Below are 24,540 nucleotides of genomic sequence, written 5' to 3'. Positions count from 1 at the left end.
TCTCCTACGAAAATTGTCAACCAAGCGCCTGCGCCGCAAGGGCGAAGCACTGGACAGAGGTGGCGGGCACCGTCGCTGCGCCGCGTCGCATGGATACCCCGCCGCCCGCCGCGGCCAGACCCTGCCCCATCAGCCACGGCGCCAACCCTGCTTCCTCCGTAGTGTCGACACGCAGGAAACCGGCGGTAGACCTGGCCATGAGAAAGCTGATCAACCGCTGAGCCATAGCACTGTCTTCGGCCACCACCGGCCCCACCAGATCGCCGCGACCAAAGCGACGCAGGCAGGCATAGCCCGCAAGATCGGGGCCCTTGCGGATCACCACCAGACGCGCCTCGTGCATAAGGCGTGCGATCAGCGACGATCTGTCTGCCCCGGTGGCCTGCTGGTCCAGAACCTGAATGGCAGCCAGATCTGTGTCGCCGGCCCAATCTACGCCGTCCGGCACCGCTTGCCGCACGGGAACGCCCTGATGCTGCAAAACAGAGCCCGTGGCGACAAACCCCAGCTTTTCGTAAAGAGGCAAGCCCTCGACCGTTGCGGTCAAACGCCATTCCGGCACATCGACCCCGGCCATCGCACGGGTCATCAGCTGTCGGCCCAGCCCACGGCTGCGCATTTGCGCATCGACGATGATCATGTTCACCATGGCGACATCGCCAAACGGTGTGGCCTGTGCCGTGCCAACCACTTTGCCGCCTGCCAGTGCCACCACGCCACGGCTAAGACGCAGGAAAAGATGCCAATCCTCACGACGATGCGGCCAGCTCACCGCTTGAGACAAACGCAATGCGCCGTCTAGGTGCGCATCCGTCAAGGTATCGAAGGTGATCGTGGCGGGCATCAGAAACCTGTTGGCTGAAGGAGTTGCCTGGAAATTATGCGATAGCGAAACGCATGTCCCGGCCTGCGGCAGGAAGTGCCAAGGGGGGCAAAACGCCCCTGCCCGTCTTCCGGGCAGGGGTGTGCATCGAAAGATCAGAGCCCGGCCATATGCAAGGCCTTGGTTTCAAGGTATTCCTCAATCCCGGCCCGCGCGCCTTCGCGGCCCAGACCGGATTGTTTGACCCCGCCGAAAGGCGAGACCGCCATCGAAATCATGCCGGTGTTCAGCCCGACCATGCCAAATTCCAGCGCCTTGCCAACCCGCCAGGCGCGGGCGTGGTTTTCAGTGTAGAAATACGCGGCAAGACCAAACGGCGTACCATTGGCGATGCGTATGGCCTCTTCCTCGGTCTCAAAGCGGAACAGAGGCGCCACTGGACCAAAGGTCTCTTCCTGCGCCAGTTCCATTGCCTCAGTTGCTCCGGTCAGCACCATCGGTGCCGCATAACGTCCGCCCGCCGGTACAGTAGCCTGTGCCAGTATCACGGCACCTTTTGCGGTTGCATCGGCGACATGGCGGGCGATCTTGTCCAGCGCCGGAGTGTTGATCATCGGCCCGATATCGACACCTGCTTCCAGCCCCGGACCAACCTTCATTGCACGGACCCGCGCCGCAAGCTTTTCAGCAAAGGCGTCATAGACCCCGGATTGCACCAGAATCCGGTTGGAGCAAACGCAGGTCTGCCCCCCGTTGCGGAACTTCGAGGCAATCGCCCCCTCTACCGCTGCGTCAAGGTCTGCATCCTCAAAGACCAGAAACGGCGCATTGCCGCCCAGCTCCAGACTCAGCCGCTTTACCGTAGGCGCGCATTGTGCCATCAGAAGTGAACCGATGCGGGTCGATCCGGTGAACGAAAGCTTGCGCACCAGCGGATTGGCGGTCAGTTCCGCGCCGATGGCGGTTGGCATGCCAGTGACGATATTAATCACCCCGGCCGGGATGCCTGCACGCTCAGCCAGAACGCCAAGGGCCAGTGCAGAAAACGGCGTGAACTCCGAAGGTTTGATCACAACAGTACAGCCCGCCGCCAGCGCCGGTGCCACCTTGCGGGTGATCATAGCATTGGGAAAGTTCCAGGGCGTCACGATGGCCGAAACGCCGACCGCCTCTTTCAGAACCACGATCTGCCGGTCACCGGCGGGTGAAGGAATCACCGAGCCTTCGATGCGCCGCGCCTCTTCGGCGAACCATTTGACGAAGCTTGCGCCATAAGCGATCTCGCCACGCGCCTCGGCCAATGGCTTGCCCTGTTCCTGTGTCAGAATCAGTGCCAGATCTTCGGCATTTGCTTCCATTAGGGCAAACCAGCGCTCCAATGCAGCGGCGCGGGCAGCATGGGGCACTTTGCGCCAGCTCTGGAATGCCACTTCGGCGGCGGCAATGGCGTCAGCGGTTTCTGACCCTGAAAGATCCGGAACCGTGCCCAGACCCTGACCGGTCGCCGGATCGCTGACCTCGATCACGCGACCGCTGGCGGCAGGCATCCAATGGCCGCCAATCAGCGACTCCTGCCGGAACAGACCCGTATCCTTCAGCCCGGTCGGACCGGCATACACTTTGGCATCCATCATGATTTCCTTATTCCAGCGCGGCCAGCACGGCCTTGGTTATGGTTTCTGTGCGGTCCTGGCCCGGCACAGTGCCGATGCCCTGCGCCGTTGTGGCCTCGACCGCCGCCATGATCCGGGCGGCGGCATCGCGCTCGCCCAGATGGTCCAGCATCATCGACGCCGACCAGATTGCGGCAATCGGATTGGCGATACCCAAATGGGCGATGTCAGGGGCAGACCCATGCACAGGTTCAAACATCGACGGTGCATTCCGATCCGGGGTGATATTGGCGGATGCGGCAAAGCCCAGCCCGCCCTGAATGGCCGCGCCCAGATCGGTGAGGATATCGCCGAACAGGTTCGAGGCCACGATCACATCGAGGCTTTCCGGTGCCATCACCATCCGCGCACAGATCGCATCCACGTGGTAATGGCTGACCTCGACATCAGGATAATCGGCCGCGACCAGATCGGTGATTTCGTCCCAGAACACCATCGAATGCTTCTGCGCATTGGATTTGGTGACCGAGGCCAGCTTGCGGCGCCGCTGCCGCGCCTGTTCGAAGCCAAAACGCAAAATGCGCTCCACCCCGACGCGGGTAAAGATCGCTGTCTCGACCGCGACCTCGTCAGGCGTGCCGACATGTACCCGTCCTCCGGCCCCGGAATACTCACCTTCGGTGTTTTCCCGGATGCAGAGGATGTCGAAACCTTCACGACGCAACGGCCCCTGCACGCCCGGCAACAACCGATGCGGGCGGATGTTGGCATATTGCACGAACGCCTTGCGGATCGGCAGCAGCAGCCCATGCAGCGACACCGAATCCGGCACCTGGGCTGGCCAGCCAACTGCGCCAAGAAAGATGGCGTCATAACCCCTCAACGTCTCGATGCCATCGTCGGGCATCATTTGGCCGGCCTGCAAATAGTAGTCGCAAGACCAGGGGAAGCTGGTAAAGGCAAGCGCCGGCAGAGCCTGCCGGCTGACTTCCACGGCGGCTTGGGTCACCGAAGTGCCGATGCCGTCGCCGGGGATCAGGGCAATGCGATGAGTCATTTCATTCTCCGGTATTGCGTGCTGAGCAAAAGTCTAACCGCGATCCATCCGCAGATTGCACCGGGGCGCAGGGCAGTGCAGACGATTGTTCCAATTGTTCGCTCCGACTCGGAATTCTCTGTGGTGGCCCTGATTTCGGAAGACCCCGCAACCTCGGTGCGGTGCCATGACTCGCCATGCTTTCCGCAAGGAATTTTGCCACTGTAGCCCCCTTCGGCAGCATCTGCGCCAAGGGGTGCGCGACACTGAGACAAATTACAGGAGCACAAGATGACCCCCCAAGCCGTACTTGCCGATCTCGTCGCCATTGGTGATCTGCCCGGCGCCTCCAATGCCCGTATGGCTGGCTATGTGCAGGCGTATCTGGCCCGGCTGGGCGTCGATTGTGCCGTCTTGCCGGGGCCGGAAGGCGACCGGGTCAATCTATTTGCCACCATCGGCCCGCGCGACGTGCCGGGGTATATTCTGTCCGGTCATATGGATGTGGTGCCTGTCGAAGGGCAGAACTGGGCCTCGGACCCGTTCCGCCTGCGTGCCGAGGGCGGGCGGCTTTACGGGCGTGGTGCCAGCGACATGAAGGGATATCTGGCCTGCATGTTGGCTATGGTGCCTGCGTTTCAGGCCGCAGCGCTGCGCCGGCCGATCCATCTGGCGTTTTCTTATGACGAAGAAATCGGGTGTCGTGGGGTTGGTCACATGATTGCCCGCCTGCGCGATCTTTGTGCCCCGCCGCTTGGGTGTATTGTTGGCGAGCCGAGCGATCTGCAACCCGTGCTGTCGCACAAGGGCAAGCAGGCGGTGGAGTTGCGGATCAAGGGCCGCGCAGCACACAGCTCTCAGCCGGATCTGGGGGTCAATGCCATCTATCCAGCAGCGGAAATCCTGCTGTTCATCCGTAATCTCGCGGCAAAGCTGGCCGTGGACGGCCCCTTTGACCCACGTTTCCAACCCGCCTGTTCAACGCTTGTAGCCGGGGTGGTGCAGGGCGGGGCGGCGGTCAACATCATACCGGACCAATGCACGATCCGGATGGAGGTGCGCAGTGTGCCGGGGCAATCGCCGCAGACCATCACAGCGCAGGTGATTGCCCGGCTGGCGGCCCTGCCCGATGTGGAGGTTTCACATCGGGAGCTAAGCTCCTATCCGGCGCTGCCGCCGCCCGAGACCCGCGATCTGGTCGATCTGCTGGAGCGCCTGACCGGCCATCGGGCACTTCAATCGGTCAGCTATGGTACCGAAGCCGGGCTGTTTCATGCCGCCGGAATTCCGTCGATCATCTGCGGCCCCGGCTCGATACTCCGGGCGCATCGACCCGATGAATTCATCACCGAGGCCGAACTGGAAAGCTGCTGCGCCATGCTGCACGGTCTTGCGCGCGAGGCTGCCAGCTGATCCCCTGCGTTCAGGAAACCGTGACATAGATCTTGCGCACCGTCTCGATGGTGCGCCATGTTCCGACATATCCCGGCTTCATGACAAAGCTGTCGCCAGCGCGGTAGATCACGGGGGGTTTGCCGTTTTCGGTCAACTCGATCACGCCTTCGAGAATATGGCAGAACTCGAAAGTCTCGCCCTTGATCGAGTGCGTCAGGCCCGGTGTTGCCCGCCAGACGCCGGACTTGACCGTGCCGTCCTTTGCCTCATCCATGGCCCAGGTGCTGAATTCGGGCGCGCCTTCGATCAGCTTCTCGGGCGTGGGCTGGGCGTGGGTGGGGGCAAAGGTCGGGTTATGGTCGATGGTTTTGAGTAGGGTCATGCTGGTCTCCATTGCTGGCACCAGAATAGCGTCCGCAGACAAGACACGCGCACCGATGTCAGGCGCGCGAAAGCAGATCCTGCCGAAGACGGGCTGACACAAAGCTGAAAGTTCTTGGGCCCTCGCCTTTTGCTCAGTCGCCCTTGGCAAAGGACTCCAGCGGCAGATGGGATTTCACGATCGGCGATTTCAAAATGACAAAGCTGAAGTACTTGTCGATACCGATTTCCATTTCGATCAGCCGTTCCATGATCGCCTGATATTCGGCGATACCGGCCGTCATGAATTTCATCAGGTAGTCGTACCCCCCTGAGACCAGATGACATTCGATCACTTCGTCAAACTTTTCGACCGCGGTGATAAAGCGGGCAAAGTCGATTTGTTTGTGGTTTCGCAGGGTGACTTCTGTAAAGACGGTCAGGCTCTGCCCCAGTTTGGCAATGTTGATCTGTGCGGAATAGCCCGTAATATAACCTTCGGTCTGCAATTTCTTGACCCGCATCAGGCAAGGGCTGGGCGACAGGTGCACCAGATCGGCCAGCTCTACATTGGTGATGCGTCCGTTCTTCTGCAATTCAGACAGTATTCTGACGTCGATCTTGTCCAGCTTCATATTGGCCGTCCTTTTGACCTCGCCACAGCATAGCGCGGGCCATGCGCCCTATCCTCCGTCATTCTAGCAACCGGGCGCACGTACAGTCGACAAAATTCGCCGTGTCGCAGAACTTTATGCGGTTTATGTGCTGAAATTTATGCGGATATGCGGGCAAGCTGTGAAACGCCCAGAACAAGCCTTCGAAATCGCAGCCGTGCTCTCGCAGGTACAGGCAAGCAGGCAACCCACAGCTGGCAGGCAGCCATAGAATAAACTGCCTGACCAGCGCGTGATATCAGTTGATCCTGCCGCCGGGGAGGCAGGTTTTGACGACTCTGCGCCGCCAGATACGTCACACTTGTAACAACCACGATAACGAGGGCCTGAGAGCCACCGGCAGGGGAGAAAGTCCATGAATGCAGGAAGCCACGCCGTTACGGATGGAATGGTCGCGCTTTCGGTGCGTGGGCTGACCGTCAGCCTGCCAACCGGAATGGAACGCACACACGCGGTCAAAGATATCTCTTTTGAGCTGCAGCGCGGTCAGATCCTGTGTGTGATCGGCGAGTCCGGCTCTGGCAAATCGGTCACCGCCAACACCGTGATGGGACTTTTGCCCGATATGATCACGGTCACTGGCGGCTCGATCACCCTCGATGGCCGCGAGATCGTCGGCATGGGCCCCGAGGCGCTGCGCAGCCTGCGTGGGCGGGTGGTGTCGATGATTTTTCAGGATCCGCTTTCCGCCCTTAACCCGCTGATGACCGTCGGTGCCCAGATTGACGAAACCATGCAGGCGCATGGCATCGGCACGGCCACGTCGCGCCGCGAACGCGCCATTGAACTGCTTACCGAAGTCGGACTGCCCGAGCCCGAACTGATGTATCTTCAGTATCCGTTCCGACTTTCGGGCGGGCAACGGCAGCGGGTGATGATCGCCATGGCGCTGGCGATGGAACCCTCGATCCTGATCGCGGACGAGCCGACAACCGCCCTTGATGTGACCACACAGGCACAGATCCTGAAGCTGATCCGTGACATCCAACGCCGCAAGAACATGAGCGTGATGTTCATCACCCATGACTTCGGCGTGGTGGCCGAGGTCGCCGACAGCGTGGTTGTGATGGAAAAGGGCCATGTCGTTGAACATGGCACTGCGCACGAGGTGCTGAAGACTCCAAAGCATCCGTACACGAAACGGCTGATTGCGGCGGTACCGCATCTGACCGGTACAAACCGAGTACCGCTTCAGACAGAGGCGAACGGCCCGGTGCTCAAGGTCGAAAATCTTGTCAAGACTTACCGCAGCGGCAGCAAGATGTTTGGCACGCTGCGGGTTGTGCCTGCGGTGCGCGAAGTATCTTTCGAGCTGGCCTCAGGCCGGACTCTGGGTGTGGTCGGCGAAAGTGGTTCGGGCAAATCTTCGCTCGGGCGGCTGCTCACAAAGCTGATGGTCAGCGATAGCGGTCGCATCCTGTTCGAGGACCGTGACATTGCAACCTTGAGCGAGGCCGAGTTCCGCCCGATGCGCCAACGCATCCAGATGATCTTTCAAGATCCCTTTGCCTCGCTCAATCCGCGCGCGACCATTGGCCGGATTCTGACCGTCGGGCCGGTCGCACATGGCATGGACCCGGCACGGGCGCGTGATGAAGCACGGGCGATGCTTGATCTGGTCGGCCTTGATGCCGGGGCAATTGGTCGCTTTCCGCATGAATTCTCAGGTGGCCAGCGTCAGCGCATCGGTATCGCCCGCGCCCTGATGTTCAAGCCACGTCTGCTTGTCGCAGACGAAGCCGTTTCGGCGCTGGATGTGTCGATCCAAGCGCAGATTCTGCAACTTCTGGACCGCATTCAACGTGAAACAGGGGTGTCGATGGTCTTCATCACCCACGATCTGCGGGTTGCCAGCCAGATCTGCGACGACATTGCAGTGATGCAATACGGCCGGATCGTCGAACTCGGGCCGCCTTCGCAGATATTTCTTGACCCGCAATCAGCCTACACCCGCGAGCTGGTCGCGGCCATTCCGGGCGAGCGTCCGAGGGACATGACACCCGAGATCATGACCGCGGAACTTTGACGGGACACGAATGCCCCAACAAACGACCAATCCAAGAAACGATCACCAACGGAAGGATATCAGATGACCAAAAGTTTCGGAACCCGCGCGGGATATTCGCGTCGCCACGCCCTGCAGTTGATGGCTGCAGGCGGAACGGTGGGCCTGCTTGGCCCGCAACTGCTCGGCAAACCGGCCTTTGCCCAGACGCCACCACCTGCACCGACCGGGCGCGTTGTTGTTGGTCTGTCGCAGGAACCAACCGTATTCAACCCGCTGATGCCGCATCTCGAAGTCGATGATGGCGTTGATTTCTCGATCTTCGACGCGCTGTTCCGCATCAACCCGGAAGGCGTCATCATCCCCAATCTGGCAGTTGAGGTGCCTTCACAGGACAATGGCGGAATTTCCGAGGACGGGCTGCAATGGCGCATCAAGGTGCGTGATGACGTGCGTTGGCACGATGGAACGCCATTTACTGCCGAAGATGTCAAATACACCCTCGAACTGATCGTAAACCCGGATTTCCGCGCGTGGCGCACCACCGGACATGCGTTGGTTCATGATATCACCGTGGTTTCACCGACCGAAATTACCTGGCGGATGGAAGTGGCCTTTGCGCCCTATCTGTCTTTCCTCACCGAGACCTTTATCGTGCCAAAGCATGTGCTGGAGACGATGGCCGATCTGAACGAGAACGCGTTCAACCAGGCGCCGATCGGAACCGGCGCGTTCAAATGGGGTAAACGGGTTGCAGGCGATCATGTCGAACTGGTGGCCAACCTCGATTATTTTGGCGAAGGCCCTTATATCGAGCAGCTGATTTTCAAATACATACCTGACAATACGGTCCTGTATACCCAGTTCAGAAGCGGCGACATTGATCTGGTCGGCCAAGCCTATATCACCCCCGACAACTATGCCGAGGCCGCCACGCTGGCCGACAGGGTGGTGACGCTGGTGCCAAAGGCATCGGTGGAAACCATCTACCTGAATATGGAGCGCCCACAGTTCAAGGAACTGGCTGTGCGCGAAGCGATCTATCTCGCGATAGACCGCGAAGCGATCATCGACGCGCTTAACTACGGCGTGCCGACCGTGACCGAGACCTTCATGCCCAAGCAATCCTTCTACTTCAACCCCGAGCTGCCAAAGCATGAATTCAACCTGCAACGCGCCGCCCAGGTCCTGGACGAGGCGGGCTGGTTGCCGGGCGCAGACGGAATCCGGGCCAAGGATGGCGTGCGGCTGGCCTTTGCCAATTCGACGACTGCGGGTGCCCATCTGCGTGAACAGGCGCAGCAGTTCATCCAGCAGACTCTGGCGGAAATCGGCATCGAAATGACCATCGCAAACCTGCCATCGGCCGTGATGTTCGGCGATTTCTGGGCGCTGTCGCAGTTCGACACCGCCATGTCAGGGATCACCTACCTGATCGGCGCGGACCCGGACGTGACCAACCGCTTCCATACCAAGGCAATCGCTGCCCAAGGTGGCCGGGGCTCGAACAACGCGCAATATTCCAACCCCGAGGTGGACGCACTGCTCGAAGAAGGCAGCCGCACCTTTGATCCGGAAACCCGCCGCGCGATCTATTTCAAGGTGCAGGAGATCGTTCGCCGCGATCTGCCGTTCCTTCCCTTGTTCGCAAACACCTCGGTTTTTGGCCACAAAGCAGGTCTTCAGGGCTTTGTGTCGAACTCCAACACGCGCACTGAGTCCTGGCATGCAGCCGGCTGGTATTGGGCCTGATCTGAACTGTCGCGGTCCTGGCGTGATAGTTCGGGCCGCGACACCCAACTGATGCCGTCCCATACGGAAAGGGAAGACGATGCCTGCATTTCTGCTCAGTCGTTTCTTGCAGAGTGCCGTTCTGCTGGTGATCGTGTCGATCATCGGCTTCACGGTGCTGAACCTCATGCCTGGCGGGCCCTTGGCACAATACGGGCTTGATCCGGGAATGACCATGGATGACATGGAGCGGCTCAAGGATCAACTTGGACTGAACCGCCCGATCTGGGTGCAGTATTTTGACTGGGCATGGCGGCTGGTACAGGGTGACTGGGGCACTTCGTTCCGCGATGGTACACCGGTGTTGTCGGTGATCGGCCGACACCTTTTTGCGACCTTGCTGCTGATGGGGTCATCTACGGTGATCGCCATTGCGGTCGGCACCTGGATCGGCATCCGTGGTGCGACGCATCGCTATTCGTTGTTCGACTATGTGGCGACAATTGGTGCCATGGTTGCGCTTTCGATCCCGACTTTCTGGTTCGGCCTGGTCGGCATCTATGTCTTTTCCTTGAAGCTCGGATGGCTGCCCGCGGGCAACATGTACACGATCGGCGACGGTTCGGTTTTGAACTACCTGCATCATCTGATCATGCCATCGGTGGTGCTGGCACTTGTCCACATTGCCATCTGGAGCCGCTATATGCGCACGGCGACACTGGATGTGATCAGCCAGGAATTCGTCAAGACGGCCCGCGCCAAGGGGGTTACCGAACGACGGGTGCTGATGAAGCATGTGGTTGGCAATGCGCTGCTGCCGATGATCACGCTTGCCGGGGTGCAGCTGCCCTCGATCCTGACCGGAGCGCTGGTGACGGAAACCGTTTTCACCTGGCCGGGCATGGGGCGACTGTTTCTCGACAGCCTCGGTTACAGTGATTACCCGGTCGTGATGGGGCTTTTGATGTTCTCGGCCATTCTGACCATCGCTGGCAATCTGATCGCTGATATCGTTGTCGCGCTGGTCGATCCGCGCATCCGTCTGGCCTGACCGCCAAAGCCGCAACAGGAGAAACCCGCCATGACCACACTTACTGCAACTCAGGCGCCAGTCCGTTGGTGGCAAAGCCGCGTGATGCGGCGCTTTGTCGGCCACAGGCTGGCGCTGCTGGGGCTGGTGATGATCAGTGCATTGGCACTGATCTGCATCATCGGCCCCTATCTGCTGCCGTATGACTCACTCTACATAGACCTTCGCGCCCGGTTTGCACCACCGATGACCGGCCAGCATTATCTTGGCACTGACCCGCTGGGTCGTGACATCGCGGCCCGGTTGTTCATGGCCGGTCGGATCTCGCTGCTGGTCGGCTTCACTGCCATGGTGCTGGCAACGCTGGTCGGTACGCTGGTCGGCGTGATCGCGGGCTATCGTGGCGGCTGGATCAGCGCTGTCCTGATGCGCACCGTCGATGGCTTTCTGTCCTACCCGTCAATCTTTCTGCTTCTGGCCTTGTCGGCAGCGTTGAAGCCCAGCCCGATGATGATCACCGTGATCATCGCCATCACCGGCTGGATGGAAGTGGCGCGGATCGTCGAGGCAGAGGTGCGATCTTTGAAAGAGCGCGAGTTCGTTCTTGCCGGGCGCATGCTGGGGCTAAGCCGGATGCACATCATGTTCCGTGAAATCCTGCCCAATGTGACCGGCCCGATCATCGTGGCTGCGACCCTGACTGTGGCCCGTGCGATCCTGCTGGAGGCTTATGTCAGCTTCCTGGGCTTTGGCATCCAACCGCCGCTGCCAAGCTGGGGCAACATGTTGAACGGCGCCCAGCAATACCTTGCGACCGCCCCATGGCTTGCCATCATTCCGGGGATCGCCATTACCATTGCTGTGTCCAGCTTCAACTTCATCGGTGACGGTCTGCGTGACGCGCTGGATGTGCGCAACGATACCCTCTGAAACGGGGGGGGTCACGCAGCACCACCCACATCCGGGACCGGGGGTTGATAACCGTACCCCCTGCTTCGGTCTGAAGGTTTCTATCAAATCCGGCCGATACTTTCACAAGACTGCGCCGCGCCTCCCATTGGGAAAAGCGCGGCGCAATTCGGTAAAGCTGGGCGGGGTTGTCAGCCAGGATCAGGCGGCGACCGTCTGCCAGATCGAACGCCACAGCGCGTTCAACTCCGAAGACACAATCGCCAATGATCCCGTCAGACTACCCCTCATACCTCTGAAAGGGAGGCTTCCCTCACAAAAGCATGCGGCGCTCCGGTGAGGGAGCGCCACAGTCCTGTTCAGAGCGGTGCCGGATCAGATTCCAAAAACGCCGGGCAGGTACGATATATCGCGGATTTCCGTGTATTCGTAAAAGGGGTTGGCAGGCTCATGGCCACGGTTGACCCAGACCTTGCTTTTGATCCCCAGATCATAAGCCGAAATCAGATCGTGGCGGAAGGATGACGAGACGTGGGTAATATCCTCGGGCCCGCATCCCAGAGTGTCGAACATGTATTCGAACGCCTTGAAATGCGGTTTGTATGCGCCCGCCTCTTCTGCGGTCAAAACAGCATGGAACGGCGCGCCGAGTTTGGCGATGTTCGACGGAATCTGCACCTTCATCGAATTGGTGATGGTGACCAGCGGAATCTCTTTGGCCAGTTTAGCCAGCCCTGCCGGCACGTCAGGATGCGGACCCCAGGTTGGAATGCGGTTGTAGATCATTTCCGCATCTTCGGCCCGGAAGGCAATGCCATTGCGGCGACAGGCGCGTTCCAATGCATTGTGAACCACATCGGCGTATGGCTTCCAGTCCTGCATCACCTCGTCAAAGCGATAACCCTGAAAGTTTCGGATGAATTCCTCCATGCGCGGCTCATCCAGAAGATGGCCGTACAGATCGCGGGCAGCGTCCGCCATCTGAAAGTTGATCAGCGTGCCGTGGGTATCAAACGTCACATATTTCGGGCGGAAGCGATCCATGTCTGTGTTTCCTGTCAGATTGACCTGTCTGCCAAACATAGCGCCAGACATCTGGCAGAATGTGCCGCAATGCCGGAACTTGCAGCACAAGCCCCTCCAGTCAGGCAGCAAACCGGCAGGGGCTTTTGCGTTTTGTCCGTGCTTGCAGCGCGGCAGGTCACTCTGCACTCTCACGTACCGTCGAGTCGCCGCATAAAGCGTTGCGAGCACACGTCAGGCACATCCGGCCTGTAGGCCACACATGAAACCAATGGCAGGTGCCGTGATGTCTCTGGACAACCGATCACGACCCACCGGGACCGAATGGCTGTCGAGGGGAGTCCATCTGTGCAGGCCGCCAGCTTTTTTTTGGGTCACAGGCTGACCTCGATGCCGTGAAACGCGACATCAGATCATCGCTCAGGCAAGGTTTCCCCCAAGGTGCTGGAGACTGAATTGTTCAGAAATCGCCAACCTCGATCTTGGAGCGATCCGCAAAGCGCGACAGGCGGAAGGGTGTCGGATCAACGCAGGTCGCACCACCGGCGGCCAGATCAGCCGCCAGATGACCAAAGCCGGGGCCCGCGCCAAAGCCGTGCCCGGAGCAACCCGCAGCAATGACTACACCTCCGACACGGTTCACGTGAGAGATCACGGGCACCGCGTCAGGCGTTGAATCGATATAGCTGCCCCACGTCGATACGACGCCGACATCGGCAACGCCGGGGAACATCGTAGCTACCCGCGTTTTGATCTTTGTCAGCATCCGCTGGTCCGGCGCCGGGTCCAGAACACGGATACGCTCGAACGGGGTGGGCTGATCAAGCCGCCAGCCGCGCATTGACTCCGGGCCGTCAAAGAACGACCGGCCGATGCCAATCTCCACCGCCTTCAGACGTTTCAAGAACATCGGCAGGAACGGGCGCAGATAGCGGAGACCTTGTGGCGTGATTTCCAGCGTCGCCCGGCCACTTACGGCGATGGTGTAGCTGCCATCAAGCCGGCGCGTCATGGCAAAATCCGGGGTGTAGACCGCTTCGCCGAAATCGGGCGCCGGGCCGGTCCGAAGTGAGGTTTGGCGCGCACTCGCCTGCGGCATGGACACCGAATGCATGCGCAGAAATGCCGAAGCCCAAGCCCCGGCGGCACAGATCACAGCGCTGGTGCGGATCAGGCCCTTTTCCGTGACAACCCCGCTAACCTGACCATTCGTGATGTCCAGACCGCGTGCTGCACAATTCTGGTGAATGGTCGCGCCATGTTTGCGCGCACCCTCGGCAATCCGCGGTGCGGCAAGCGCAGGCTCGGCCTTGCCGTCTTCGGCGGCATGAACACCCCCCAGCCATGTGCGCCCATCGGCGGCGGGTACGGCCCCGGCAGCCTCGGTCGCGGTGAGGATTCGCGTTCTGACATCAAACTGCCGGGCAACATCGCGCCATTTATCCCAGTCTGCAAGCTGCTGGGGATCATTGGTGGCATAGGTCAGCCCACAGCGGCGGAACCCAAGATCCTGTCCGATCTCTGCCGTCATCTCTTCCCACAGCCGCATTGCCAGATTGGCAATCGGCATCTCGCGGGCATCGCGGTTTTGCCGCCGGCACCATCCCCAGTTCCGGCTTGACTGTTCGCAGCCGACATATCCCTTTTCAAGCAGCGCGACCGACAGGCCGCGCCGCGCCAGGAAATAGGCGGCGCTTGTGCCCACGATCCCGCCGCCGATTACCACAACATCGGCCGAAGCCGGGAGCGTTTCGTCACTGCTGATGTGGTGGATAAGAGGGGACATAGGGGCCTCGGAAATCACTGAGAGGTTTCAGTATCAGCGACTTGTCCCGCAGTATCCACTGACTATGCCGCCATTTCAGCATCTTGCACCGAGTATCGACCGTATTTGGCCAAACCTACTGCCTTCGTGGCAATCGTCAGCGGTGCCCCATCTGTCCTGGTGGCGTGACCAACCGGAAAAGAGGCAGATGCCCACACACTCAACACACGCTGCTATCGTCTCGGCTCCCGCAGCAGAACCGCCGCAAGGCGGCGAACCGGGCCGATTGGCAAATTCCGATGCGGCCTGACCACGGTCAGGATATTCTGGACGGCCTGACCCGCAAGGCACAGCCGGGGTATCCGGCCATTGGTCGGCTCAAGGGATTGGCGGAGCTGCGCGGCATCATGACCGCGCTGGCCCATCAGGGTTGACCAAAATTCTGATATTAGATCTTCGGACCTGTCCACGCTGACCCCGTGCGCACAGAAGCCTGCCTTGCAGCAAAGCTGCCTGTCCCCATCATTGTCGGAAAACACAAGGAACCCCGTATCAGATTTGGGACTGGTCCGCCCAGCTTGGCCGCTGAAGCTGGAACGTATCCCGGCTGCGCACATAATCAGACCCATAAGACCGCGCGACAAGATCAAGCGCGGGGGTATCAATATGCGCCTTGTCGGGATCCAGAATGTAGCGGTCGTCGATATGCACCGCGATAACCTGTCCGATCACCACCAGCTGTCCGGGCCCGGTTTCAACCGTTGTATGAGTACGGCATTCAAAGGCCACAGGGCTGTCGGCGATCCGGGGCGGTTTTATATGTGCCGAAGGCAGGGTGGCAAGTTTGGCAAGGTCCAGTTCATTCATCCCGCGCGGCGCGTCGATCGAAGTCAGGTTCGCCGCGGCTGCCAGCCGCTCCGGCACAAGGCAGACGGTGAACTCGCCAGTATCGAGGATATTGCGCGCACTGTCCTTGAGCCCGCGCGCGGGGTCGGCGAGCATGCCCAGCGCAATGGTCGGCGGAGCGGAGCCCATGACGTTGAAAAACGAATAGGGGGCTGCGTTAACCTGATTCAGCGCGTCCTGCGTCACGACCCAGGCAATCGGGCGCGGCATGACGGTTGCCGCCAGCAGCTTATATGCAATCGACGTTGCAACCTTGTCCAGATCCCAGCGCATCAGATTTCCCGCACGGCTTTCTTGGCGCCGGTATCCACCGCCAGCTGAAACACATCGGGGCGGGCATAATGGCCGGTCACGTCGAAATCATACTTCGCGCGCATAACTTCGGACGGGTCGATCTTGGCGTAGAGGATGGTTTCACCACTGAAATCCGGCCCGGCCATCACCTTGCCCAAGGGGCCGATGATCGCCGATCCGCCGCGCATCATCACCGTCTGCGGTTCATCGCCAAGCGCGCTTTCGTGATCCGGGCCGTAAGCGGCGCGGGTGATATACTGACAGGCCGTCAACACGAATGTCCGCCCTTCCATCGCGATGTGCTGCATCGTCGGCAACCAGGTGTCGCGGTCATCTGCGGTCGGGGCGCAGTACAGGCTGACGCCCTGATGATACATGTGCATCCTGAGCGCGGGCATGTAGTTTTCCCAGCAGATCACTGCGCCGATGGTGCCCATATCGGTCTTGAACACCGGCAGGGTAGACCCGTCGCCAAACCCCCAGATCAACCGCTCTGCCGCCGTGGGCATCAGCTTGCGGTGCTTGCCGACCAGCCCCTTGTCGCCGTCGAAATAGAGCGCGGTGCAATAGACCGTCGCCCCGTCACGTTCGATCACGCCGACCACGGCAAAGACCCCGGTTTCGGCGCAGGCTTCGGCCAGCACTGCCACCTCGGGTCCGTCCAGATCTATCGCCGCCGCATGATAGCGGGCAAATGCCGCGCGGCCTTCGGGTTTGCGCATCCCGATCGGCGCACCAAAGCTGGCCCCCTTGGGATAACCACCGATCAGCGCCTCGGGAAAGACCACCAATCGCGCGCCGTTTGCCGCCGCCTCGCGCAATCTGTCGGCCGCGGTTCTGGCGGTTGCCAGCGGATCGCCGGGATCAGAGGCCATCTGAACGACAGCAGCGGTAAAGACGACGGCAGGACTGATCATCGGCTTACTCCGGTGTGGCATCAACGATGGAATGGCGCAGTGTACCGATGCCATCGACCGTCGCCACCACGACATCGCCCGGCCACATCCATTCCTGCGGGGTGCGACCCGCCCCCACACCGGCGGGGGTGCCGCTGGCGATGATATCGCCCGGTTCCAGCGTGATACCCTGACTCAGATCGGCAATCAGCTCATCGACCTTGAACAGCATATGCGAGGTGTTCGACCGCTGCTTTTCCACCCCGTTGAGCGTCAGCCAAAGGTCAAGCACCTGCGGATCGGGAATATCATCCGCGGTGACGATGCACGGGCCCATCGGACAGAACGTATCCTGCCCTTTGGAGTAGATCCACTGCCCGGCCCTGCGGCAATCGCGCGCCGACACGTCGATCAGCACGGTGTAGCCAAAGACATGGTTCAGCGCGTTAGACCGCGTGACCCGCCGGGCGGTGGTGCCGATCACCACGCCCAACTCCACCTCCCAGTCAAGCTGACGGGTGATGCTTTTGTTATGCGCAATCGGCTCGTTTGGACCGATGACCGAGGTGGGCGGTTTGGAGAAAATCACCGGCTGTTTGGGCAGGGCGGCATCGGTATCCAGCGCCGCCGCACTTTCGGCGACATGGTCCAGATAGTTCAGACCGATGCCAAAGACGTTCTTGCGCGGGCGCGGGATCGGGGCGAGCAAGGTCACATTGACCAGTGCCGTCGCGGTGCCGATGGGCGGCATCGCGCCCGCTTTTGCCACCAGCGCGGACAGGGCGGCAAGGCCCGGCCGCCCGCTGTCGATCAGGCCAAGCATGCTGTCAGGGATCGCCTCGTCGTAAGCCTCGCCCAGCAGGGCTGCATCAACCACCAGATCGCCGGCGATCACCCCAAGACGGGCCTCCGCCTCGACCGTGGCGCGATAAGTCACAAGTTTCATGTTGTTATCCTTAAACCAGCGGCTGATAGCCGTCATTTTCCGCGTAGGCTTGTTCGCGGTACAGACCCAGCGCACGCATCACCGGCAGATCCGACAGGCAGAACAACACCGCATCTTCAGAGTCCGAACCGTTGACATGCTCATGCCAGGCCCAGGACGGCACGCAGAAGATATCCCGCTCGGACCAGTCAAAGCGCTTGCCGTCAATGATCGAATGCCCCGAGCCTTTGGCGCAATGATACAGATAGCTGCCGGTGTGGCGGTGCGCCCGTGTGTGCAGGCCGGGCGCAAGCCGCTGCATCGAGGCCCCCATCGTCGGCATGACCGGGCCATTGGTTGCCGGGTTCACATATTCCAGCAAATGGCCGTCAAACACCGACCCTTCGCTGCTTTCGGCATATTTCAGCAAAGCCGCATAGGTCGGCCCCCATTCATATTTGAACATCGGGCTATAGGGTTTTGACCAGTCAGCCGATGGCCGCAGACCGGGGTTGCCCCACGTCTTGGTCATGTCATCGACAGGAAAGGCAACCGGCTCGGTTCCGTTCGGATGAACCTCGTAAAAGTTCGCCTCCATCGCGTTGACAAAGGGGATGTCCAGCCCGTCCTGCCAGATGCAGGGTGTACCATCGGGGTCGACCGCATGTTCATGCCAGGTGCCGTTCGGCGTCAGCACGAAGTCGTTGCGCCCCAGCGTCATCTTGTGCCCATCGACCACGGTATAGGCGCCGCTGCCCTCCATGATGAACCGCACGGCGCTGGCGGAATGCCGGTGTGCGCCAGCCTTTTCACCGGGATTCATCACCTGCAGCCCGGCATAAAGCCAGCCGACCGCCGCCGACACATCCTGCCGACCCGGATTGTTCAGATAGATCACCCGCCGCCCCGCCTTTTCAGGCGTCACCAGCTCAACCGACCGCAACACATGCGCGCGCAGATCGTCGTAGCGCCAGACGACCGGCACCGATTGCGACTTGGGCTGCCATGGTTCGATCTTGTTGGCGACGGTCCACAGCGCACCAGCCTGAAGCTTGGCAAGATCATCGTAATACGCCAGCAATTCCGGCGTGTCTTCGACATTGGCCCGACCCGCGACATCTTCGCGGTGGTTTTCATGGATCTTGGACATGGGAAAACTCCTCTGATGCTTACCCGACTATGTCCCTCGCCATAATCGAAAGCAATATATATTTTCGAAAATTATGAAATTGCCACACTAAATGCCATGGGCCATAATAAGGTCAGGAGGATTCCATGACACTGTCCGAGAAAGCCTATCTTGCCATCCGTCGCGACATCATCCAGGGCAAGCTTGCCGCAGGCCAACCCCTGCGCATGGCCGATCTGAGTGAGCGTTACGCCATGGGGTTCTCGCCGCTGCGCGAGGCCCTGAGCAGGCTTCAGGTCGAGCGTCTTGTCGTGGCCGAGGCGCTGCGCGGGTTCAAAGTGGCCCCCCTGTCGGTGCAAGAAATGCAAGATGCGATCGACACCCGCATTCTGGTAGAAAGCGATGCCTTGCGCCTGTCCATTCAGCATGGCGATGATGACTGGTCAGCAGCAATTGTTGCAGCACTGTATGCCCTCAACCTGCAAGTCGAACGCAGTATCGTGAACGTGTGGGACATCGAGGCCCGGCACTATGCCTTTCACCGCGCGTTGCTGGCCGCCTGTCAGTCGCCATGGCGGCTGGAGTTTTTTGAACGGCTTTATGCGACAACGGAACGCTACCGCATTCCGATCCTGATCGCCGCCGGAACGCCCAGCCCATCCCGGCGGGATATTCAGGCCGAACACAGCGCAATTGCCGACGCTGTTTTGGCGCACGACGCAGAAACAGCGGTACGACTGCTTGCCGAGCACTATACCAGAACCGCGATGACAATCAGCGCCCGCATGGCCACCGTGGCTGCGTAAAAGATCCTTTCGACGGGATCGGCAACCGGTCCCGTTACTCTGCGTCAAAAAAGGCGAAAACCCGCAGCGGACTGCCAGAGCCGCCTTTGATCTTCAGCGGCGCCGCGACGATCATCGCACCAAAGACCGGCAATTTATCAAGGTTGGTGAGGCATTGCAGCCCATAGCGACCATTCCCATGCAGGATCGAGTGGGCGGGCAGCGGCGGATTGAAATGCGAGGCCTGCCCAGCATCCGTGCCCACTGTCTCTACCGCCAGCCCGATGCAATCGCGCTCATGCACCAGAAACTCCATGGCAGCTGCATCCGGTCCGGGGGAATGCGCACCGTCTTCTTTCAGATTCAGATATTCAGGTGTACCGACACGCTTGTACCAGTCACTGCGCAAAGCCACCCAGTGGCGCGGCGGGATTTTTCCGTGTCTGACTTCCCATGCCTCAAGAAAGCTGCGTGTCACGATGAAATCTGCATCAGCCGCAGCTTCAGCAGAGATGTCGACAACTACGGCTGGAGCCACAAAATCGCTGACCGGAACCGCATCGACCGTATTGTGCGGCAGATCCCGCCCCGTCACCCAATGCGCAGGAGCATCAAAATGGGTGCCAGTGTGCTCATTCATAGTAATGTTGTTCCAGTACCAGGCCGGACCATTTTCGTCATATCGCGACAGGGTTTCGATGCGGAAGGGCGCACACTGGCCAAATTCGGCCGGCAAAACGATGACCGGAAAATCGGCAGACAGTGTATTGGTCAGATCGACAGTTTTCAGCTTGCCACTGATCAGCGCCGCCGCGACTTGTCCGCAAAGCGAAGAGTTGGTGCTCACTGGTTTTCCTCTCTTGTGGCCAATAGCGGATCTTTCAGCCAGCGCTGCGCCACATCTTCCGCGACATCGCCGACATAGATTTCTTCGAGGCCCTGCTCCAGAACCTGCACCACGGCTTTGGCAATGCGCGCTGGAGCCACTTTCGGGGAAGGCACGGTCTGGTGCCATTCATCATCGACAGGGCCACAAAGCACAGATGTCACGCGGATGCCTGCCGCCGCCATCTCGCCCCGCAGACCTGCAACGAGCGCCAGCCGCGCGGCCGCGCTGGCGGCAAACCCGACAAAGCCCTGCTTTCCTGTCATCCCGTAGACAGAGTTGACATCGACAAAGGCGGCAGCAGAGTTCACCCCGTCATCCGACCTGCCCGCCATCGCCGGGCCAAAACTCTGCGCCAGACGCATCAACCCTGCAACATTGACCTCCATTGCGGTCTGCAAGGTAGAAAGCCTGCTGCCTTGTGATACCCCACCGGGGCGCACATGGCTCGCGGTATTGACGATAACATCGACGCGCCCGCCAATCAGCCCTGCCAGCTCCTGACAGCTGCGGCTGTCTGTCATATCAAGCGGCACCATGTCGATGCGGGGCGTTGCGAGCATGCGGTCCATGCCGTCGAACCGCATGAGCCGGTCCGCATTGCCCAGAAAAACCGTACCTGCCCCGGCATTCAGCAAGGCCAGTGCCACCTCTTGCCCTAACCGGCTGCGCCCGTCGGTGACAAGAATGCGGCGATGCTTTGGGGCTGCCGTAAAGACACGCAGCTGTGGGTCATCCTGCATATTCGGGGTCTCCTTTGCAGGCAGGGCAAAGAACGCGGGGTTGCCGCCGCGATCCAGAACCAGACGCATTTTCACCGCATCGCCCGTGGCAACATCGCCGTGAAGATGGGCAATCGCAGTAAGACCAGAGCAAAACTGCACTGTCCCGATCCGCCACGGCAGATGGCCGCGAAAGAAGCTGTCCGTGGTTGCCCGAACCACGGTTTCGGCCAGCAAAACAGCGTCTTGCGGCTGATCGGTCCACCGCAACTCTCCCCAGCACTGCGGGCAGCGGTCGCGCGGTGGATAGGTTGCTGTCTGACAATCCGCGCAAACCTGCAACACAAAGCGCCCCTGACCCGCGCGCACGGCCATAGCCTTGGCCGCACGGCTGCGAAGGCGGGGCGGCGTGTGCCCGAGGTGCAGCATTTTCAGCGGATCTTTGCGCTGCGGCGGGAGAAGTGGATCACTCATGCGACACGGGCCCTTCCAGAACCACGGCTCCGGTGCAAACGCCGCGGTCGTAATTTACCAGACCAAAGCCGGAAACCAGCGCCCGTCTGGCTTGCGGAATCTGCGCACCCAGCGGGCAATGCAGCAGCTGGCGAAGCGCTTCGGTAATGTTCTGAAACCCGCCCGCAGCCCCCGCCTGCCCTGCCGAAAGCTGGCCGCCGTTCGTGTTCAGTGGCAATGTTCCGGCAATGGTGAAATCGTGCCGCTCGATAAAAGCGGCAACCTCTCCCTTGCGGCAGAATCCCAGATCTTCCATCTGCATTGCCACGATCACCGGATAATCGTCATAAAACTGGATCATATCCATATCCTCGGGCTCGCATCTGGCCGCAGCCCAAAGCCTGTCAACATCCTGAGCCCAGCCACCGCGGGTCTGGATCGGATCTGACGCAAAGGCATTGTGGCGTTCAATCGTCGCCTTGATCGAAACGGCTTTTAACCCCATGGCCTCTGCCTTTTCCGGGGTGGTCACGATAAAGGCCTCGGCCCCGGCACAGGGCATGACGCAATCCAGAAGGTGAACCGGATCGCAGATCGCCCGCGACGACATGTACTCGTCAAAGCTCAGGGGCCGCTTCATCAAGGCGTGTGGGTTGGACAGGGCATTTGCCCGCTGCGCCATGCAAATCTTGGCAAAGCTCTCGCGTCCCACGCCATAGGCACGCATGAAATGATCCGTCATCAACGCAAAGGTCGCATTCGGCCCGCCGAACCCATACGGATACATCGCATCCTGGGAAAAGCGTGAAAAGCCGGCGAGAGTCTGGCGAAAACTGTCAACGTGATTGGTATCCGCCGCCAGACAGACCACGAGTTCTGCATCGCCCGCCTGAACCGCCCGCGCGGCGCGGCGCAGCGCCATCACCCCGCTGGCCCCGCCGGTCGGAATGTGATCCATCCAACGCGGGCACAGGCCCAGATGCTGAACCATCCCCACCACTGTATCGGGGACCGCCGAAAAGCTGGCAAAGCAAAACCCGTCAATGCCGGCTGGTCTCAGTCCGGTGTGCGCTGCCAACGCCTGCAGCGCCGCCCCAGCCCACCAATGGGCAGATTCTGGCGAGAAACGCACATAGGGCACGGTGACCGGGCAACAGACCGCAACGCCCTCATAAGACTGTGGCAGACGGCTCAAGCCCTTCTCCTCTTGAGGGCGCGCGTGTCGTGAAAGCGGCCTTGCTGCATCAGCGTTTCGACCAGATCCTTGACTTTGCCGCGCAGAATTTTCTGGGTTGCAGTCAGGGGTAAGTCTTCGACAAAGCTTATCCACCCCGGCACTTTGTAATAGGCCATCTGCTCCAGCCCCCATCGCACGATCTCTGCAGCCGTTTCCGCCGTACCTGTACCCGCCTTCAGAACGATCACAGCCGCGACCTCGTCACCCCGCATCTCGTCCGGTGTTGCCGCTGCCGCAACCATGCGGATATCAGGATGCCGGTTCAGGATCGTTTCGACCTCGACTGCGGCTATATTTTCGCCTGAACGGCGGATGACGTTCTTTTTGCGGTCAACGAAATGGAAAGACCCATCTGCATCGCGCTGGACGATATCGCCGGTGTGAAACCAACCGCCCGCCCAGACCTCATCTGTGGCCTGCTGGTTTTTCAGATACCCGGAAAAGAAACCGTACCTTGGGTTCTGCCCTGCGTGGCGCACCAGAAGCTCTCCCGGCAGTCCTGCGGAAACATCGCGCCCCGCATCATCCACGACCCGCGCCTCGACCTCGGGCGCAGCACGTCCAAAGCAAGAGGTGCCGATTTTACGTGGTTCATCATAGGCGCAAATCACACCGCCGCTGCCGGTCTCGGTCATCGCCCATGCCTCAATCAGCGGGAAGCCAAAGCGCTGTTCAAAAGAGGCATGCAGCTTTTTGTCGACGCCCGCGCCAAAGCCAAAGCGCACCGAATGTCTGCGGTCATCGTCAGACGGCACGGCGCCGCTGAGCATGGTCGGCATCACGCCCAGATAGTGCACAACCGTAGCACCACTTTCGCGCACAGATTGCCACCAGCTGCTGGGGTGAAACCGGTCAAGCAAGATCAGACATCCGCCAACCGAGATCATCGCCATGACCGAAACCGCCATGGCATTCATATGAAAAACAGGCAGCGGCGTCAGCATCCGCTCACAATCCTGGCGCAGGCCGATGTGTCCACCGGTGCGGGCATACCAATCGCCGCAATGCAGAAAGTATTCATTGCTCAAGATGCACCCCTTGGGCTGTCCCGTTGTGCCAGAGGTGTATAGCAAGGCACATTCATGGGCGCGGTCGATCGTTAACCCGGCGCTGGCGGGGCAGCGCGCCACTGGCAGTGCATCGGTGGCACAGATGACAGGCAGCGACAGTCCTGCATTTGCGGCCGCCTGCTGCATCTCTTCCAGCCGCTCGGGCAGAACGATCGCCAGCACCATTTCCGAATGTTGGGCAAGATATTCCAGTTCGGCCAACCGCAGATCGGGATTGATCGGGACGACCGAAACCCCCAGAGAATTCAGCGCCAGCCAGATCTCCAGAAAGACGGGCCGGTTTTGAAGCAGCAAACCAACCCTGTGGCCCGCACCATAGCCCGCGCGAGCAAACCCTTGGGCCCGGAGACCGACACGCGCCGCCATCTCGGTATACGAAATCTCTTCGGCCGGAATGCCATATATCTGTGCGGTTTCCTGCATCACCTGTAGGAACGGCGCCTTGCCCCGACGCTGCGCTGTTTCAGAGAATCTTTGAAAAACCGTATTTTGAGACATGTTTTGTCCTAGGTAGAACGTTGTGTATTGCCGAGACCCACATCAGAATCGAACGGATCCATCCGCTTGATCCCGATACCTTCATAGCCAGATGTCAGGGGCAGGGTATTGTGTCTCCGCACGCTGGTCACTTTATGATTTTGCATAGGTTTATATGTAAAACGTATGAAGTCAAGGCGCTTGTCCCCCGGCGGCATGAGGCCGAGCCGAACACAACTCCACAGCACATCTGCCCCACCAACCCGCCATTTACCTGAGCCTATCCTCTGGTGGGCCGGGTTGCAGCGCAAGACACGCGGCGATGCAACGGGTGCCGGATACCGCCGAGGCGGCTTGACATATTTTATATGTAAATATATTCATTGTCATACATTT

Annotated in this window: 21 protein-coding genes and 1 pseudogene; 7 read left to right on the top strand and 15 right to left on the bottom strand. The window is 60.2% G+C overall.

The window, feature by feature from the left end; genetic code table 11:
• Positions 1–16 precede the first annotated feature (16 nt).
• The 3 genes from D1012_RS17885 to D1012_RS17875 form a co-directional block, all read right to left on the bottom strand.
• Complete coding sequence (locus tag D1012_RS17885; protein WP_118155486.1) at positions 17–844, bottom strand: GNAT family N-acetyltransferase; 828 nt, start codon at positions 842–844, stop codon at positions 17–19.
• Between the two features lie 134 nt (positions 845–978).
• Complete coding sequence (locus D1012_RS17880; protein ID WP_118155531.1) at positions 979–2,454, bottom strand: NAD-dependent succinate-semialdehyde dehydrogenase; 1,476 nt, start codon at positions 2,452–2,454, stop codon at positions 979–981.
• A gap of 10 nt (positions 2,455–2,464) precedes the next feature.
• A complete protein-coding gene (locus D1012_RS17875; RefSeq protein WP_118155484.1) occupies positions 2,465–3,493 on the bottom strand; it encodes a tartrate dehydrogenase in 1,029 nt (342 codons plus the stop codon).
• 270 nt (positions 3,494–3,763) lie between these two features.
• On the opposite strand from D1012_RS17875, the gene argE reads away from it, so the two are divergent.
• Positions 3,764–4,885: an acetylornithine deacetylase gene (gene argE / locus D1012_RS17870; RefSeq protein WP_118155482.1), complete on the top strand. Its 1,122-nt coding sequence runs from the start codon at positions 3,764–3,766 to the stop codon at positions 4,883–4,885.
• Between the two features lie 10 nt (positions 4,886–4,895).
• Here argE and D1012_RS17865 read toward each other — a convergent pair whose 3' ends face one another.
• Positions 4,896–5,249, bottom strand: a complete 354-nt coding sequence (locus D1012_RS17865; protein WP_118155530.1) for a cupin domain-containing protein — start codon at positions 5,247–5,249, stop codon at positions 4,896–4,898.
• A gap of 133 nt (positions 5,250–5,382) precedes the next feature.
• Entirely contained in the window at positions 5,383–5,862 is a 480-nt protein-coding gene (locus D1012_RS17860) for an Lrp/AsnC family transcriptional regulator (RefSeq protein ID WP_118155480.1), read from the bottom strand.
• Positions 5,863–6,256: 394 nt separating this feature from the next.
• On the opposite strand from D1012_RS17860, the gene D1012_RS17855 reads away from it, so the two are divergent.
• The 4 genes from D1012_RS17855 to D1012_RS17840 all read left to right on the top strand — a co-directional run bounded on the left by D1012_RS17855 (position 6,257) and on the right by D1012_RS17840 (position 11,597).
• On the top strand, positions 6,257–7,927 hold the full coding sequence (locus D1012_RS17855) for an ABC transporter ATP-binding protein (protein ID WP_118155478.1): 1,671 nt from the start codon (positions 6,257–6,259) through the stop codon (positions 7,925–7,927).
• Between the two features lie 63 nt (positions 7,928–7,990).
• Complete coding sequence (locus tag D1012_RS17850) at positions 7,991–9,658, top strand: peptide ABC transporter substrate-binding protein (protein WP_118155476.1); 1,668 nt, start codon at positions 7,991–7,993, stop codon at positions 9,656–9,658.
• Between the two features lie 79 nt (positions 9,659–9,737).
• Positions 9,738–10,688 (top strand): ABC transporter permease, encoded by a 951-nt coding sequence (locus D1012_RS17845; protein WP_118155474.1) that lies wholly within the window; start codon positions 9,738–9,740, stop codon positions 10,686–10,688.
• A 30-nt stretch (positions 10,689–10,718) separates the two neighbouring features.
• Positions 10,719–11,597, top strand: a complete 879-nt coding sequence (locus D1012_RS17840) for an ABC transporter permease (protein ID WP_118155472.1) — start codon at positions 10,719–10,721, stop codon at positions 11,595–11,597.
• A 354-nt stretch (positions 11,598–11,951) separates the two neighbouring features.
• Here D1012_RS17840 and D1012_RS17835 read toward each other — a convergent pair whose 3' ends face one another.
• Both D1012_RS17835 and D1012_RS17830 read right to left on the bottom strand, forming a co-directional pair.
• Positions 11,952–12,620, bottom strand: a complete 669-nt coding sequence (locus D1012_RS17835; RefSeq protein WP_118155529.1) for a haloacid dehalogenase type II — start codon at positions 12,618–12,620, stop codon at positions 11,952–11,954.
• Positions 12,621–13,059: 439 nt separating this feature from the next.
• Positions 13,060–14,385, bottom strand: coding sequence for an NAD(P)/FAD-dependent oxidoreductase (locus D1012_RS17830; RefSeq protein ID WP_118155470.1), 1,326 nt, complete (start codon positions 14,383–14,385; stop codon positions 13,060–13,062).
• A 239-nt stretch (positions 14,386–14,624) separates the two neighbouring features.
• Here D1012_RS17830 and D1012_RS23050 point away from each other — a divergent pair.
• Positions 14,625–14,798 (top strand): annotated as a pseudogene (locus tag D1012_RS23050) (mannonate dehydratase); the annotation flags it as partial.
• Positions 14,799–14,916: 118 nt separating this feature from the next.
• On the opposite strand, the gene D1012_RS17820 reads toward D1012_RS23050, so the two are convergent.
• Genes D1012_RS17820 through D1012_RS17805 form a run of 4 tightly spaced genes read right to left on the bottom strand, consistent with a single transcriptional unit; the run spans position 14,917 to position 18,535 of the window.
• Entirely contained in the window at positions 14,917–15,543 is a 627-nt protein-coding gene (locus tag D1012_RS17820) for a flavin reductase family protein (protein WP_118155466.1), read from the bottom strand.
• Complete coding sequence (locus tag D1012_RS17815; RefSeq protein ID WP_118155464.1) at positions 15,543–16,481, bottom strand: carbon-nitrogen hydrolase family protein; 939 nt, start codon at positions 16,479–16,481, stop codon at positions 15,543–15,545. Before D1012_RS17815 ends, D1012_RS17820 begins: the two co-directional genes overlap by 1 nt.
• 4 nt (positions 16,482–16,485) lie before the next feature.
• Positions 16,486–17,406, bottom strand: a complete 921-nt coding sequence (locus D1012_RS17810) for a fumarylacetoacetate hydrolase family protein (RefSeq protein WP_118155462.1) — start codon at positions 17,404–17,406, stop codon at positions 16,486–16,488.
• Positions 17,407–17,416: 10 nt separating this feature from the next.
• Positions 17,417–18,535, bottom strand: a complete 1,119-nt coding sequence (locus D1012_RS17805; protein WP_118155460.1) for a cupin domain-containing protein — start codon at positions 18,533–18,535, stop codon at positions 17,417–17,419.
• A 125-nt stretch (positions 18,536–18,660) separates the two neighbouring features.
• Here D1012_RS17805 and D1012_RS17800 point away from each other — a divergent pair, with 125 nt between their 5' ends.
• Entirely contained in the window at positions 18,661–19,320 is a 660-nt protein-coding gene (locus D1012_RS17800; RefSeq protein ID WP_118155458.1) for an FCD domain-containing protein, read from the top strand.
• 34 nt (positions 19,321–19,354) lie between these two features.
• On the opposite strand, the gene D1012_RS17795 is transcribed toward D1012_RS17800, so the two are convergent.
• The 4 genes from D1012_RS17795 to D1012_RS17780 are packed head-to-tail and all read right to left on the bottom strand — an operon-like array spanning position 19,355 to position 24,090.
• Positions 19,355–20,146 (bottom strand): cyclase family protein, encoded by a 792-nt coding sequence (locus tag D1012_RS17795; RefSeq protein ID WP_118155456.1) that lies wholly within the window; start codon positions 20,144–20,146, stop codon positions 19,355–19,357.
• Complete coding sequence (locus tag D1012_RS17790; protein ID WP_118155454.1) at positions 20,143–21,381, bottom strand: SDR family NAD(P)-dependent oxidoreductase; 1,239 nt, start codon at positions 21,379–21,381, stop codon at positions 20,143–20,145. Before D1012_RS17790 ends, D1012_RS17795 begins: the two co-directional genes overlap by 4 nt.
• On the bottom strand, positions 21,374–22,555 hold the full coding sequence (locus tag D1012_RS17785) for a thiolase family protein (protein WP_118155452.1): 1,182 nt from the start codon (positions 22,553–22,555) through the stop codon (positions 21,374–21,376). The genes D1012_RS17790 and D1012_RS17785 overlap by 8 nt, the downstream gene beginning before the upstream one ends.
• Positions 22,552–24,090 carry an AMP-binding protein gene (locus D1012_RS17780; RefSeq protein ID WP_354002050.1) on the bottom strand — a complete coding sequence of 513 codons (1,539 nt, stop codon included), beginning with the start codon at positions 24,088–24,090 and terminating at the stop codon, positions 22,552–22,554. Before D1012_RS17780 ends, D1012_RS17785 begins: the two co-directional genes overlap by 4 nt.
• Positions 24,091–24,540: the final 450 nt, after the last annotated feature.

Origin of the sequence: Pseudotabrizicola alkalilacus, assembly GCF_003443995.1 — a bacterium.
Taxonomy (GTDB): domain Bacteria; phylum Pseudomonadota; class Alphaproteobacteria; order Rhodobacterales; family Rhodobacteraceae; genus Pseudotabrizicola; species Pseudotabrizicola alkalilacus.
Note: the sequence above shows the minus strand (reverse complement) of the source record. Positions and strands in the feature narration are given on the sequence as shown.